Below are 13,197 nucleotides of genomic sequence, written 5' to 3'. Positions count from 1 at the left end.
TCATGCAGCAGCTGACTCCACTGCACCTCCAGCCAACCTTGCCGCAGCGCCGTCCCCAGGCCGTAGAGCAGCAAACCGATCAACAGCCAGCGCAGCATGACCACAACCTCCAATTGCCACGACGCTAATCAGCGGCTGGTGATTGCCCTCGGTGATCCAGCGGGCATCGGCATGGAAGTGACGCTTAAGGCCCTGGCAGATCCACAACGGCCGGCCAACGTCAGCCCACTATTGGTGGGCTGCAGAGCCAGCCTGGAACGCGCCGCTCAGCAACTCAAGGAACGAACCCAGGCACCCATAGCTGACCCGGATGGCTTGGAGGTGGACGATCAACCCATCCCCGGCGGCCCGCTGGAGCCTGGCAGTGCCGGGAGCATCAGCGGTGCAGCCAGCTTCCAGTGGTTGACCCGGGCCGTGCAGCTGGTGCAACAGGGCCAGGGATGTGCACTGGTAACGGCTCCGATTGCCAAGCACGCCTGGCATGCCGCAGGGCATCGCTATCCCGGACAGACCGAACGCCTCGCAGAACTCGACGGTGGAAAACGGGCCTCCATGTTGTTCACGGCCCTGTCTCCGCAGACGGGATGGCGTCTCAACACGCTGCTGGCCACCACCCACATCCCCCTGCATCAGGTAGCTCTGCGACTGTCCGCTGACCTGGTGGAAGAGAAATTGGATGCGCTGACAAGCTTCTGCCTTCGCTTCAATTCCAACCCCAGGCTGGTAGTGGCGGGTCTCAATCCCCACGCAGGTGAACAGGGTCAACTGGGAACAGAAGAACTGGACTGGCTCATTCCTTTGCTGGAACGTTGGCGGCTTGCGCATCCCAACGTGACATTGCTAGGGCCCATGCCACCGGACAGCTGCTGGCTGAGTGCCGCCCAGGCCTGGAACCAGACACCTGCACCCAACAGCCCGGATGGGCTCTTGGCGCTGTACCACGATCAGGGGTTGATCCCCGTCAAACTCCTGGCGTTCGATCAGGCCGTGAACACCACCCTCGGCCTCTCCTTCTTGCGAACGTCACCGGACCATGGCACGGGTTTCGACATCGCCGGTCTAGGAATCGCGCGGTCGGCCAGCATGCTGGCCGCGATCGAGGCGGCCTGGCAACTCAGCCGGGCTTGACACGCATCAAGACCTGACCGAATTCCACAGGCGTGCCGTTATCAACGAGAAGTTCCACGACTTCACCAGACACCTCAGCTTCGAGCTCGTTCATCAGCTTCATCGCTTCGAGGATGCAGATGGTCTGACCGGCCGTAATGCGATTACCAATCTCCACGAACGGAGGTTCACCTGGAGCGGGTGCGCGATAAAAGGTACCCACCATCGGTGCAGTGACATCCACCAAATCCGAGCGGGTGCCGGCAGCAGCTGGAGGTGCCGATGATGCGGTCTCGCCCTGGAGCTGCACATCCATTGGAGGAACTGGAGCAGGGGCAGCCTGGGCCACCGGCATCACTGGTGCCGCAACGGTGGTCACGGGCAGGTTGCGACGCACCTCGAGGCGGAAGTCATCGCCTTCCAGGCGGAACTCCTGGATGTCGCTTTCACCAAGAGCATCCAGCAGCTTGTGAAGCTGGTCGTGATCAAGTTGCATGCTCAGCTGTTCTCCCGGCCCAGATAGGAATCGTTGCGGGTGTCGACTTTGATCTTCTCGCCGATCGAGAGGAAGAGTGGCACCATCACCTGTGCACCGGTTTCGAGGATTGCCGGCTTCGTGCCACCGGTAGCTGTGTCCCCCTTCACCCCAGGATCGGTCTGGGTGATTTCCAGCACCACGGAATTGGGCAGTTCAACCTCGAGGGGCTTCTCATTCCAGGAGACGACACTCACCTCCATCCCTTCCTTGAGGTATTTGCGGCTGTCACCGATCTGCTTGGCCGTGAGACGCGTCTCCTCAAATGACGCCATGTCCATGAACACGTATTCCTCTCCCTCCATATAGGTGTGCTGAAGGGTGGCTTTCTCGAGCATGGCCTGCGGGACCATCTCACCGGCACGGAAGGTCTTTTCCACCACGTTGCCGCTTTGCACAGCCTTGAGCTTGGTACGCACAAATGCAGAGCCCTTGCCTGGCTTCACATGCAGGAACTCGACCACGCGCCACACGGAACCATCAAGCTCGATCGTGGTGCCAGTGCGAAAGTCGTTGCTGGAGATCATTCCCGCCGAACGGTTCAGGGGATCATACGGCTGTGCCAAAGTCCTTTCAGCACCTGGGGTTCTCCTTGGCGATTCGGATGGCGTTTCAACGCCTGACTACGTGGCTTCTCGCTCTCGTGATGGTGGTTGGCATGACCTGGGCCTCACCGGCCTGGGCAGGGCTACCTCAAGGCAATGCCGTGCAGGATCCAGCGGCGATCCTGCGCGATTCGCTGCCGATGGATCAGGAGGACCTTCGCGAACTGCAACATCGGCTGGAAGGCACCAGCGACGACCTGCGTGCCAAGCGCTGGAGCGCTCTGGGCCGAGGGATCAAACGCACCCAATCGGTTCTAAACACCCGACGAAGAACGATCATTGCGGCGGTCCCTGGCGAAGACCAGGCACAGGCTGAACAGATTCTCGATGCGGTGAGCAGCGATCTCGATCGGCTGCAAGCGCGTGTCGATGCCTCCGACAAGGCCGGCTTCATCGAAACCCGCCGCCTGGCGCTGAGCCGGATCGGAGACCTCGAAGCGATGTTGATCGACGACCGTCTGCCGGACATCCCCGCAGAGTTCGACAACCTGCCGCGGCTGGCCGGTCGGGCCACCGTCGTCATGACAACCACTCAGGGAGACCTCACCGCGGTTGTCGACGGTTACAACGCTCCGCTGACCGCAGGAGCCTTCATTGACCTGAGCCTGAAGGGCTTCTACGACGGGCTGCCGTTCAATCGAGCTGAAGACTTTTACATCCTGCAGAGCGGTGATCCGGATGGTCCGGAGATCGGCTATGTCGATCCCAAAACCAAGCAGGAACGCCACGTTCCACTGGAAATCAGGGTTCCAGGCGAACCCGACACCTTCTACAACCAGACCTTCGAGGATGTCGGGCTTTACAAGGCCACCCCTGTGCTGCCCTTCGCCACCCTCGGAACGCTGGGTTGGGCGCATTCCGATCAAGCCCTCGATGACGGCTCCTCCCAGTTCTTCTTGTTCCTTTACGAAGCGGAGCTGACGCCCGCTGGTCTCAACCTGGTGGATGGCCGCAACGCTGCCTTCGGTTACGTGGTGGACGGCTTCGATGTGCTCGAAGAACTGGGTGTGGATGATGAAATCCTCAGCGTGAAGGTGGTCGAGGGAGCGGATCGTCTGATGGAGCACGCCTAAGCACCGTGACGGAGACCCTGGGGGATCTGGGTGAAGCGGAGTTGCTGAAGCGACTGGCGCGCTTTGCACCGGACGGTCAACTAAGCGACGACACAGCCTCTCTCCGCTCCGACTCCAGGCCCTTGTTGGTGAACAGCGACGTGCTGGTGGATGGCGTTCATTTCAGTGATGCAACCACCAGCGCAGCGGATGTGGGCTGGCGTGCGGTGGCAGCCAACCTCTCCGATCTTGCCGCCAGCGGAGCCGTTGCCATCGACGGCATCACCGTGACCCTGGTGGCTCCAAGCACCACCCCGTGGAGCTGGGTGGAGGAGCTCTACACAGGCATTGCCGATGGTTTGAGTGAATTCGGAGGGACGTTACTGGGGGGTGACTGTTCCGCAGGCCTCCAGAAACTGGTTTCGATCACAGCCTTGGGGCGTCTGGGACCGCTGCGCCTGCATCGCGGCGAGGCCCGTCCTGGAGACTGGATCGTGACCAGCGGTGCCCATGGGTTGAGCAGGCTTGGCCTGGCACTGCTGCAGAACGATGAGGTTCTGAACACTGCAGATCTCAATCCCCAACTTCGCGCACTGGCAATCGCAACGCATCAACGGCCCATTCCCCGACTGGATGCCCTCGACACCCTGCTGGCCTGCAAACCCGATGGGCTGGCCTGGAGAGCCGGCGGCACCGACAGCAGCGACGGACTGCTGGCGGCTGTAGAAGCTCTCTGCAGAAGCAGTGGTTGCGGTGCTGAACTCACACAGGCCTGGCTGCCGCGAACCCAACACTGGCCCTTCGGTGACCCCTGGGACCAATGGTGTCTGGCAGGAGGTGAGGACTTCGAACTGGTGTTGAGCCTGCCCCCTGCCTGGGCCCAGCGCTGGTTAGAGAAACAGGCAGGGAGCCGACGCGTCGGCCGCATCACGGGCGCGAGCAGCACTATCCGCTGGAGCGAAAACGCACAGCCCGTGCAAACCAAAAGTTTCCATCATTTCCGCAACAACTGAAGATCAAGCCATCAAAAAACCCTCCCATTGGGGAGGGTTGAAGATGATTCAGAAAGCGATCACTTCCAGTTTTTGGCGACCACTTCGGCCAAGTCAACCACGCGCTGGCTATAGCCCCACTCATTGTCGTACCAAGCGACGATCTTGAAGAAGTTGTCACCCATGGCCAAGGTCAGGTCAGCATCGAAGATGGTCGACTGATTGGTGCCGGCGTAGTCGCTGGAAACCAAAGGCAGATCGCCGTACTTGATGACCTTGCTCATGGCACCATCAGCGGCACCTTTAATGATCGACTTGATCTCGTCAACGGAGGAGGCGCGGGACGATTCGAACACCAGGTCAACGGCGGACACGTTGGGGGTGGGAACGCGCATGGCGATACCGGTGAACTTGCCCTTCACGGCGGGGTACACCAGAGCGACAGCCTGTGCGGCACCGGTCGAGGTGGGCACCATGTTCACGGCTGCCGCGCGAGCACGACGCAGGTCGCGGTGGTTGTTGTCGAGAATCCTCTGGTCTCCGGTGTAGCTGTGGATCGTGGTCATCAGACCGCGGTTGATTCCGATCGACTGGTCGATCACCTTCACCAGAGGAGCCAAGCAGTTCGTGGTGCAGCTGGCGTTACTGAGGATGTCCCAGTCGTCGTGGCTGTACTGGTCTTCATTCACGCCCACCACGAAGGTGCCGACTTTGGGTCCCTTTCCGGGCGCGGTGAGGATCACCTTTTTGGCACCAGCCTGGATGTGCATGCTGGCTTTTTCATCGGTGTTGAACACGCCGGTGGATTCGAGCACCAGATCCACGCCCCACTCCTTCCAAGGGCAGTTGAGGGGGTTGCGGTCAGAGAAGAATTTGACTTCCTTGCCGTTGACGATCATCGAATCGTCGGTGGTCTCGATCTTCACGCTGGGATCGAGCTTGCCCAGAATGGAGTCGTAGGTGAGTAGGTGCGCACTGGTCTTGGGATCGGAGGTAGCGTTCACGCCAACGATCTCGATTCCGGTATCGGCACCTCGGCTAATCCAACCCCGCATCACATTGCGACCGATTCGGCCGAATCCATTGATCGCAACGCGCAGGGTCATCGTTAAAGCGGCAGATCCGCAACAGGGTTTGGCCGCCGATCATACAGAAATCGGGGATTTTCTCCTTCTCAACAGGTCTTCGAGGCCTTCCGACAACGCACTAAAGACAATCTGCGCCAGTTAGTGGTCACTCGGAAAAGCTGATTTATCCTGCGTTCTCACGAATTTCTTCTTTGAGCAGACCTCTCGACAGACCGTCGTCGGTACATTTCGTGGGTGCCGGCGGAATCGGCATGTCTGCTCTAGCCCAAATCCTGATGGTGCGTGGTCATCAGGTCAGCGGATCCGATCGACGACTGTCCCCCGCCCTGGAAAGCCTGCAGGCCCAAGGCATGGTGACCTTCAGTTCCCAGATCCCCGAAAATTTCGATGAACTGGATCAACGCGGCATCGCAAACCCCCTGGTGGTGATCAGCAGCGCCATCCCGGACAGCAATCTTGAGCTAATCGAAGCCCGCGCACGCAAATTAACGATCTGGCACCGTTCAGATCTGCTGGCTGCCCTCATCGATCAGCAACCCTCCATTGCTGTGGCCGGCAGCCACGGCAAAACCACCACGAGCACCGTGATCACCTCCCTTCTCCATAGCGCTGGCGAAGATCCCACGGCTGTAATCGGCGGAGTCGTTCCCTGCTACGGCACCAATGGTCATGCAGGATCAGGGCGACTCCTCGTGGCGGAAGCTGATGAATCGGACGGATCCCTGATCAAATTCAACGCCGCTCTAGGCGTGATTACCAATCTTGAGCTGGATCACACCGATCACTACCGGGATCTGGATGACCTGATCACCACCATGCGTCGCTTCGGATCCGGATGCGGCCGCCTGCTTGCCAACCAGGACGATCCAATCCTGAGTGAACACTTCCAGGCGGATGCCTGGTGGTCCGTGCAACGCAGCGACAACGTGGACTTCGCCGCCCTGCCCGTCAGCCTTGAAGGCGATTGCACTATTGCCGACCTTTATGAACAAGGTGTTCAGGTCGGGCGAATCACCCTCCCCCTGCCAGGTCTCCACAACCTGAGTAATGCCGTCGGTGCCATCGCAGCCTGCCGCATGGAAGGCATTCCACTGGACCAACTGATTCAGAACCTTGACCAGCTCAAATCACCAGGACGTCGCTTCGATTTCAGAGGCGACTGGGAAGGGCGGTTGATCGTTGACGACTACGCGCATCACCCCAGTGAAGTAGCTGCAACTCTCGCCATGGCTGATCTGATGGTGTCAAGCGGGCGCAGCCCCTTGCCACGGGCTCCACGACGGCTGATGGCCGTATTTCAACCCCATCGATTCAGTCGGACACGCGAATTTCAGCAGGACTTTGCTCAGGCCCTCAGCAGCGCCGACCTTGTGGTGTTGGCTCCCGTATTTTCAGCTGGCGAGTCGGCTATTGCTGGTGTGACCAGCGACGCGCTGGCCCGCTGCATGCAGCAGCTCCGATCCGACCAGATCATTCATGTCGCCAGCACGATGGATCAAGTTACAGAGCTGGTGCGTGACCACAGCAAAACCGATGATCTGGTGCTGGTCATGGGGGCCGGCGATGTGAACAGCCTCTGGTCGCGGTTGTCTGCCAACTCAGCGCAAGGCCAAGTGTCATGTCAGTCAGCAGTCGCGAGCTGAAGATACTCAAGAGCAACGGCGTCCTGCAAAAGCAGGTCTCGCTTGCGGGCTACACCACCTGGCGTGTGGGCGGGCCGGCCGAATGGCTAGCCGAACCCAACGACCCGGATCAGATTGCTGCGCTGCTGCACTGGGCAGCGGATGCTGACCTCCCCGTTCGTGTGATTGGGGCCGGCTCCAATCTGCTGATTGCCGATGCAGGACTTCCCGGCCTGACGCTTTGTCTGCGTCGACTGCAGGGCTCCGATGTGAATGCCAACACTGGCCGGATTCGGGCCTTGAGCGGAGAAGCGATCCCAACGCTGGCGCGACACGCCGCCAAGCAGGGTCTCCAGGGCCTCGAGTGGGCTGTGGGCATTCCCGGCACCGTGGGTGGTGCGGCCGTGATGAATGCCGGAGCCCAAGGTGGTTGCATCGCTGAGCATCTCCTCAGCGTGGATGTCATCGACCTCAACGCTGAGGACATGGCAATCAGACGGATCGAGCGGGATGCCCTGGATTACGCGTATCGCCACAGTGCTCTGCAGCAGAAGACCACTGTGGTGGTCGCCGCTGACTTCCAGCTGGAGCCTGGGCACGACCCTGCTGAACTGCAACGGCGCACCAGCGGCAATCTCAGCCACCGCACCAGCACGCAGCCTTACAAACAGCCCAGCTGCGGCAGTGTATTTCGCAACCCCGAACCGGAAAAAGCAGGTCGACTGATCGAAGGGCTGGGGCTGAAAGGACGACGTATCGGTGGCGCCCAGGTGTCGGAAATGCATGCCAACTTCATTGTGAACACCGGTGCAGCACGGGCTGATGACATCCGTCGCTTAATCCAGTTGGTGCAGCAGGAAGTCGCCAATGCCCATGGCATCGAACTGCATCCGGAAGTGAAACGACTGGGATTCGAGTCGGCGGCCTAACCTTCCGATTCCTTCAGCGATTCCATGGCCGGTTTCGGACTTCCCAACTTTGGACAGCTCACCGAAGCCTTCCGCAAGGCGCAGCAGATCCAGCAAGACGCCCAGAAACTGCAGGAGGAGCTTGATGCCATGGAAATCGAGGGCAGCAGCGCTGACGGTCGGGCCAGCATCTGGCTTTCGGGCAACCAACAGCCCCTGCGCGTGAAACTGGATCCCAGCCTGCTGAGTGAGGGGCAAGAGGCCACGGAAGCCGCGACTCTTGAAGCTCTGCAGGCGGCGTACGAGAGCTCCACCGGCACGATGAAGGAACGGATGCAGGAGCTCACCGGTGGTCTCGACCTCAACCTCCCCGGGATGGGCGGCTGAGTCCCAGCAACTCCTCCACCGCACGTCGGTACATCGGATAGCGCTCCCAGTCGCGTGTGACGCCGCATCCAGGTTCATCCCGGTGCAGGCAGTCGCGGAAGCGACAGGGATGCTGCTCGAGCTGAGCCCTCAGCTCGGGAAACAGCACTTCGAGGTTGCGCACATCATCCGGCAGTTCCGGACGATTGAACCCGGGTGTGTCCGCCACTCGAGCCCCGGGGGCAATGGCATGCAACTCCACATGTCGAGTGGTGTGGCGACCGCGCTGAAGCCGGCCGGAGACAGCGCCCACCCTCAGGGTGAGACCCGGCAACAGGCCGTTGAGCAATGAACTCTTGCCCACCCCGGACGGTCCACAAAGCACGGAAATCGGTGCCGAGGCGAGCTGCACCCGCAAAGCCTCCAGCCCCATCCCCGATTGGGTGGACACCAACAGAGGCTCATATCCCCAGCCCTGCAGCCTCCGTTTCAACTGATCCAGCTCCTCCGGCTCCAGCAGATCACACTTGGTGAGCACCAGCAGCACCTGCAAGCCGGTCTGTTCGGCCGTCAGCAGAAACCGGCTGACCTGATCAGGATCGAAAGCGGGTTGTTCCACCGCCACCGCCACCAACACACAGGTTGCGTTAGCAACAGGCGGACGGGTGAGAAAGCTGCTGCGAGGCTCCACGGCGGCCACCACAGCTCGGGCGTGATCCTGATCGATGGCCTCCACCCTCACGCGATCTCCCACGTGCACAGCTGCGCCTCGATGGTTCAGCCGCGTTCGACGCGTGCACAACAGACGGGAGGGAACGCCCTGTGGTGGTGCCTCCAGCTCCACCTCCAGATAGTTGGCCTGAAGCGCCACAACCATGCCTGACTGAAGCTGGCGATCACTCACAAGAACAGATCACCATCAGCCGCACCCTCGCCTCCGAGATGGGCTGCACCTCCACCTGATGACCATCGCGGCGCAGACCGGGAACCACCATCTCTTCGGGCTCACCCGGATCCAGATCCACCTGCAGGATCTGGCCAGCAGTCATGGACTCGAGGGTGAGTCGACAGCGAATGAAATTGAGCGGACAGGGCGTCCCACACAGATCGAGCTGTCGGTCCGGGAGACGCTCCGTCATGGTCAACGCTGTCCGAACAGGCGTGCGAACAGGCCACTCTTGTGATGGTGATGTTGCTCACCACGCGCAGAGTGATGACCGGCCAGCTCCTCGAGCAGACCGCGCTCTTCATCGTTCAGCCGTGTGGGCAGCTTCACGTTGACAGTGATGCGCTGATTGCCCCGGGCCACTGGGTTACCCAGCTTTGGAATGCCCTTGTTCTCCAGGGTGAGCACAGCATTGGGCTGCGTACCGGCAGGGATCTCAAGGCTGGTGGGCCCATCCACCGTGTCCACCTCAATGGTGTCGCCCAAGATCGCTTGGAGATAACTGACCTTCACCTCCGAGTTGACCGTGAGGCCATCCCGCTTCAGCGAAGGATGCGGTTTGACCGTGATAAACACGTAGAGATCGCCGGAAGGACCTCCCCGGAGACCGGCATTGCCCTCACCTGCCACCCGGAGCCGGGTGCCGGTGTCGACACCGGCAGGGATGTTAATGCGCAGTTTCTTACGCACCTGGGTCACGCCCTGACCGCCGCAGGCGTTGCACGGATCAGCAATCACCTGACCACTGCCGTTGCAGGTGGGACATTCGGCGACCTGCGTGAAACTGCCGAAAGGCGTACGCGTCGCGCGACGGACCTGACCGACACCGCCACAGGTGGTGCAGGTGGTGGGACCGCTGCCGCTCTTGGCACCACTGCCACCGCAGGTGGTGCAGGTTTCTAAGTGAGGTACACGGATCTCCCTCTCCTGACCAAACACCGCCTGATCGAAATCGATCGTGAGGTCGTAGCGCAGGTCGTCGCCCTGCTGGGGACCGCGGCGCCGCTGCTGACGTCCACCCCCAGCTGCACCGCCAAACCCACTGAAGAAGGTTTCAAAGATGTCGGCGAAACCACCCATGTCGCCCATGTCGGGCATGCCGGCCGCACCGCCAAGACCGGCCTCACCGAATTGGTCATAACGACCGCGGGTCTGAGGATCACTGAGCACCTCGTAGGCACGACCGATCTCCTTAAAGCGGTCCTCTGCGCCAGGCTCCTTGTTGATGTCGGGGTGGTACTGGCGTGCCAGTCGCCGATAGGCGCGTTTGAGGGTATCAGCATCGGCGTCCCTGCTGACGCCGAGCAGCTCGTAATAATCAGCCATCAACTGGTCATCCCGAAGGTCACAGTAAAAGCAGGTGTGGGATCAACCGTTGGCATCACCGACGACCTCCTCGCCGGCAGCGGCATCCTTGGCTGGGTCTTCAGTGGCAGAACCCTGCTGGGGACCGGGACCCATCGACACTTTGACCATGGCGTGACGGAGCACACGGCCGTTGAGGTGGTAGCCGCGCTGCAACTCTTCCATCACCACGTCCTCTCCGTGCTCTTCGCTCGGTTCGCGGAGCACCGCCTCATGGAGGGTGGGGTCAAACTCCTGACCCACCACTCGCATGGGGGCGACCCCGAGCTGCTTGAGCACATCCACCAGTTGTTTGTAGAGACCCTGATAACTGCGATGCAGCGCCTGGGCTTCCTCACCCTCGGGATTCAGCTGCTGACGGGCACGCTCGAAGTTGTCCACCACCGGCAGAATTTCACTCAGGGTGCTGCAAGTGAGCTGCACCTTGAGATCGTCCTGATCACGACTCTGACGCTTGCGGAAGTTGTCGAAGTCCGCAGCGATGCGCACGTACTGGCCTCGAAGCACCTCGTGCTCTTCACGCAGGGTGGAGTGTTCGCGTTCCAGCTGTACGAGACGAGCCTCGTTATCGCCAGCTGGAATGGCTGGATCCGACGCGGCAGCCTCAGGAGACGGAGCCGCATCAACGGTTGCCGCCTCTGTGGACTCAGAGGCCGTCACGCCAGGTTGCTGGTCGTCAGAAACTTCCGTGGACGGATCCTGCGCGGGGGTGGGAGCATCGCCACTCATGCTGACCGGTTGCGAATTCACGTCTAGACATGTTGATAGGTGAGGTAGGCCTCACACAAGCGGGGGAAGCCCGCACCTCCCATGAACTTGATCCGTGATCGACGATCGCCGGCGTCTCGAACTTGAATTGCTGTTGCAGCAGTCGATCCCGGGAAATCTCGGCCGTGCCGATGCGCCATCCCTGCTGCAGAGGCTGAAAACCATGGGCTTCAATCCAGCGCGGCATGCCGCGCTGAGCGAACAGCTGACGGCACTGTTAGATCTGCAATCCTCCCCTCTTCCAGACCACTCGTTGGGCCAGGCCACCCCTGCACCAACGCTGGCAATCAATGCAAGTGAACCGATCGAGCCTTCACCTGATCCAGACGCGGAAGAGACCACCCCTGCGGTGAACAACATGGAGGCCAACACCGGCGCGACGAACACCGGTGCAAACAACACCGTGGCGGAGACCGCCACCTCCTATCTACAGGAGTTCTCCGTGGACGGCGTGCTGGAGCAGGACCCGGAGGAGGCAGCAGCGGAATCAGCCGGTCCGGAGGATCTGGAGTCAAGCCTCAACGATGCGGACCGTTCGCCGGTGATCAACCTGGTGGACCGGATCCTGATGCAGGCCCTTCAACTGGGAGCCAGTGACATTCACGTAGAGCCCCAGCAGGCAGGTCTGCAACTGCGCTTCCGTCAGGACGGTGTGCTGCAAAGCCACATTGAACCCCTGCCCAGCCGGCTGATCCCAGCCGTGACCTCCCGCTTCAAAATCATGGCGGACCTGGACATCGCCGAGCGCCGCATCGCCCAGGACGGTCGGATCCGCCGTCGTTTCCAAAACCGCACAGTGGACTTCCGGGTGAACAGCCTGCCCAGCCGGTACGGCGAAAAGATTGTGCTGCGACTACTGGACAGCTCCGCCACCCAGCTGGGTCTCGACAAGCTGATCAGCAACCCGGAGGCACTGGAATTGGTGCGAGCCCTCGGGTCCAAACCGTTCGGAATGATCCTGGTGACCGGTCCGACGGGATCCGGTAAATCCACCACTCTCTATTCGTTGCTGGCGGAACGCAACGAGCCAGGAATCAATATCTCCACGGTTGAAGATCCGATCGAATACACCTTGCCCGGGATCACCCAATGCCAGGTGAACCGAGATAAAGGGTTCGATTTCAGTCAGGCCCTTCGGGCCTTCATGCGTCAGGACCCGGACGTGCTGCTGGTGGGCGAAACCCGCGATCTGGAAACAGCGAAAACAGCCATTGAAGCGGCCCTCACCGGTCATTTGGTCTTGACCACCCTGCATTGCAACGACGCCCCCAGCGCGATTGCTCGTCTGGATGAGATGGGAGTCGAACCATTCATGGTTAGCGCCTCCCTGATCGGGATCGTTTCCCAGCGACTGCTGAGGAGGGTCTGCCCTCATTGCCGCATCGCCTATCGACCGGATCCTGAAGAACTAGCGCGGTTCGGATTGATGGCCAGCCATGAAGCTGACGTGAGCTTTTTCAAGGCCAATCACCAAGACATAGAGGCCAACAACTGCCCTCACTGTCAGGGCAGCGGTTACAAGGGCCGGGTTGGGGTCTACGAGGTGTTGCGCATGAACGAAGAGCTTGCGGCAGCCGTAGCCAAAGGCGCCACCACCGACATGGTGCGGCAACTGGCTCTGGAAAGCGGCATGAAAACCCTGCTGGGGTACAGCCTCGATCTGGTACGGGAGGGCCACACCACCCTGGAGGAGGTGGGGCGCATGGTGCTTACCGACGCGGGCCTGGAATCGGAACGGCGCGCCCGGGCGCTGAGCTCACTCACCTGCAGTGGATGTGGTGGCGGGCTCCAGGAAGGTTGGCTGGAATGCCCTTACTGCCTCACACCACGTCACTGAGGACGG

At 60.8% G+C, this 13,197-nt stretch carries 15 protein-coding genes; 8 read left to right on the top strand and 7 right to left on the bottom strand.

Annotation, left to right across the window (positions count from 1 at the left end):
* Positions 1-2: 2 nt before the first annotated feature.
* Both SynA1560_RS13715 and pdxA read left to right on the top strand, forming a co-directional pair.
* Complete coding sequence (locus tag SynA1560_RS13715) at positions 3-128, top strand: hypothetical protein (RefSeq protein WP_255476997.1); 126 nt, start codon at positions 3-5, stop codon at positions 126-128.
* Complete coding sequence (gene pdxA / locus SynA1560_RS00165; RefSeq protein ID WP_186500829.1) at positions 97-1,128, top strand: 4-hydroxythreonine-4-phosphate dehydrogenase PdxA; 1,032 nt, start codon at positions 97-99, stop codon at positions 1,126-1,128. Before SynA1560_RS13715 ends, pdxA begins: the two co-directional genes overlap by 32 nt.
* Here pdxA and accB read toward each other — a convergent pair.
* Positions 1,115-1,603, bottom strand: coding sequence for an acetyl-CoA carboxylase biotin carboxyl carrier protein (gene accB / locus SynA1560_RS00160; RefSeq protein ID WP_186469772.1), 489 nt, complete (start codon positions 1,601-1,603; stop codon positions 1,115-1,117). The two genes, pdxA and accB, sit on opposite strands and share 14 nt — an antisense overlap.
* 2 nt (positions 1,604-1,605) lie before the next feature.
* Positions 1,606-2,169, bottom strand: coding sequence for an elongation factor P (gene efp, locus SynA1560_RS00155; protein WP_186469771.1), 564 nt, complete (start codon positions 2,167-2,169; stop codon positions 1,606-1,608).
* 77 nt (positions 2,170-2,246) lie between these two features.
* Here efp and SynA1560_RS00150 point away from each other — a divergent pair, with 77 nt between their 5' ends.
* The gene (locus SynA1560_RS00150) at positions 2,247-3,320 is read left to right on the top strand and encodes a peptidylprolyl isomerase (RefSeq protein WP_186500828.1); all 1,074 of its coding nucleotides are present in this window, start codon (positions 2,247-2,249) and stop codon (positions 3,318-3,320) included.
* 5 nt (positions 3,321-3,325) lie between these two features.
* Positions 3,326-4,312 carry a thiamine-phosphate kinase gene (gene thiL, locus SynA1560_RS00145; RefSeq protein WP_186500827.1) on the top strand — a complete coding sequence of 329 codons (987 nt, stop codon included), beginning with the start codon at positions 3,326-3,328 and terminating at the stop codon, positions 4,310-4,312.
* 59 nt (positions 4,313-4,371) lie between these two features.
* On the opposite strand, the gene gap is transcribed toward thiL, so the two are convergent.
* Entirely contained in the window at positions 4,372-5,397 is a 1,026-nt protein-coding gene (gene gap, locus SynA1560_RS00140; protein ID WP_186469769.1) for a type I glyceraldehyde-3-phosphate dehydrogenase, read from the bottom strand.
* 173 nt (positions 5,398-5,570) lie between these two features.
* On the opposite strand from gap, the gene murC reads away from it, so the two are divergent.
* From murC to SynA1560_RS00125, 3 genes are read left to right on the top strand one after another with little or no spacing between them, the layout of a single operon-like run.
* Entirely contained in the window at positions 5,571-7,022 is a 1,452-nt protein-coding gene (gene murC / locus SynA1560_RS00135; protein WP_186500826.1) for a UDP-N-acetylmuramate--L-alanine ligase, read from the top strand.
* Positions 6,998-7,930: a UDP-N-acetylmuramate dehydrogenase gene (gene murB / locus SynA1560_RS00130; RefSeq protein ID WP_186500825.1), complete on the top strand. Its 933-nt coding sequence runs from the start codon at positions 6,998-7,000 to the stop codon at positions 7,928-7,930. The genes murC and murB overlap by 25 nt, the downstream gene beginning before the upstream one ends.
* 24 nt (positions 7,931-7,954) lie before the next feature.
* Positions 7,955-8,296, top strand: a complete 342-nt coding sequence (locus tag SynA1560_RS00125; RefSeq protein WP_186469766.1) for a YbaB/EbfC family nucleoid-associated protein — start codon at positions 7,955-7,957, stop codon at positions 8,294-8,296.
* Here SynA1560_RS00125 and rsgA read toward each other — a convergent pair.
* Genes rsgA through grpE form a run of 4 tightly spaced genes read right to left on the bottom strand, consistent with a single transcriptional unit; the run spans position 8,271 to position 11,315 of the window.
* On the bottom strand, positions 8,271-9,152 hold the full coding sequence (gene rsgA, locus SynA1560_RS00120; protein WP_186470905.1) for a ribosome small subunit-dependent GTPase A: 882 nt from the start codon (positions 9,150-9,152) through the stop codon (positions 8,271-8,273). The genes SynA1560_RS00125 and rsgA overlap by 26 nt on opposite strands.
* Before the next feature lie 19 nt (positions 9,153-9,171).
* Positions 9,172-9,414, bottom strand: coding sequence for a sulfurtransferase TusA family protein (locus SynA1560_RS00115; RefSeq protein ID WP_186500824.1), 243 nt, complete (start codon positions 9,412-9,414; stop codon positions 9,172-9,174).
* A gap of 2 nt (positions 9,415-9,416) precedes the next feature.
* Complete coding sequence (gene dnaJ, locus SynA1560_RS00110; RefSeq protein ID WP_186469764.1) at positions 9,417-10,547, bottom strand: molecular chaperone DnaJ; 1,131 nt, start codon at positions 10,545-10,547, stop codon at positions 9,417-9,419.
* A gap of 42 nt (positions 10,548-10,589) precedes the next feature.
* On the bottom strand, positions 10,590-11,315 hold the full coding sequence (gene grpE, locus SynA1560_RS00105; protein ID WP_186501514.1) for a nucleotide exchange factor GrpE: 726 nt from the start codon (positions 11,313-11,315) through the stop codon (positions 10,590-10,592).
* Between the two features lie 94 nt (positions 11,316-11,409).
* Between grpE and SynA1560_RS00100 the strand changes: the two genes are divergently transcribed.
* Positions 11,410-13,191, top strand: a complete 1,782-nt coding sequence (locus tag SynA1560_RS00100) for a GspE/PulE family protein (protein ID WP_186500823.1) — start codon at positions 11,410-11,412, stop codon at positions 13,189-13,191.
* The last annotated feature ends 6 nt before the right edge of the window (positions 13,192-13,197 follow it).

The organism is Synechococcus sp. A15-60, from assembly GCF_014280095.1.
Taxonomy (GTDB): Bacteria; Cyanobacteriota; Cyanobacteriia; order PCC-6307; family Cyanobiaceae; genus Synechococcus_C.
This window is presented reverse-complemented; position numbering and strand designations above follow the sequence as displayed.

Excerpts from the sequence above, each read along its gene's own strand:
- SynA1560_RS00125 (WP_186469766.1), top strand. The coding sequence starts at position 7,955 with ATGGCCGGTTTCGGACTTCCCAACTTTGGACAGCTCACCGAAGCCTTC.
- efp (WP_186469771.1), bottom strand. The coding sequence starts at position 2,169 with ATGATCTCCAGCAACGACTTTCGCACTGGCACCACGATCGAGCTTGAT.
- dnaJ (WP_186469764.1), bottom strand. The coding sequence starts at position 10,547 with ATGGCTGATTATTACGAGCTGCTCGGCGTCAGCAGGGACGCCGATGCT.
- pdxA (WP_186500829.1), top strand. The coding sequence starts at position 97 with ATGACCACAACCTCCAATTGCCACGACGCTAATCAGCGGCTGGTGATT.
- murB (WP_186500825.1), top strand. The coding sequence starts at position 6,998 with ATGTCAGTCAGCAGTCGCGAGCTGAAGATACTCAAGAGCAACGGCGTC.
- accB (WP_186469772.1), bottom strand. The coding sequence starts at position 1,603 with ATGCAACTTGATCACGACCAGCTTCACAAGCTGCTGGATGCTCTTGGT.
- SynA1560_RS13715 (WP_255476997.1), top strand. The coding sequence starts at position 3 with ATGCAGCAGCTGACTCCACTGCACCTCCAGCCAACCTTGCCGCAGCGC.
- gap (WP_186469769.1), bottom strand. The coding sequence starts at position 5,397 with ATGACCCTGCGCGTTGCGATCAATGGATTCGGCCGAATCGGTCGCAAT.
- SynA1560_RS00115 (WP_186500824.1), bottom strand. The coding sequence starts at position 9,414 with ATGACGGAGCGTCTCCCGGACCGACAGCTCGATCTGTGTGGGACGCCC.
- rsgA (WP_186470905.1), bottom strand. The coding sequence starts at position 9,152 with ATGGTTGTGGCGCTTCAGGCCAACTATCTGGAGGTGGAGCTGGAGGCA.
- grpE (WP_186501514.1), bottom strand. The coding sequence starts at position 11,315 with ATGAGTGGCGATGCTCCCACCCCCGCGCAGGATCCGTCCACGGAAGTT.
- SynA1560_RS00150 (WP_186500828.1), top strand. The coding sequence starts at position 2,247 with ATGGCGTTTCAACGCCTGACTACGTGGCTTCTCGCTCTCGTGATGGTG.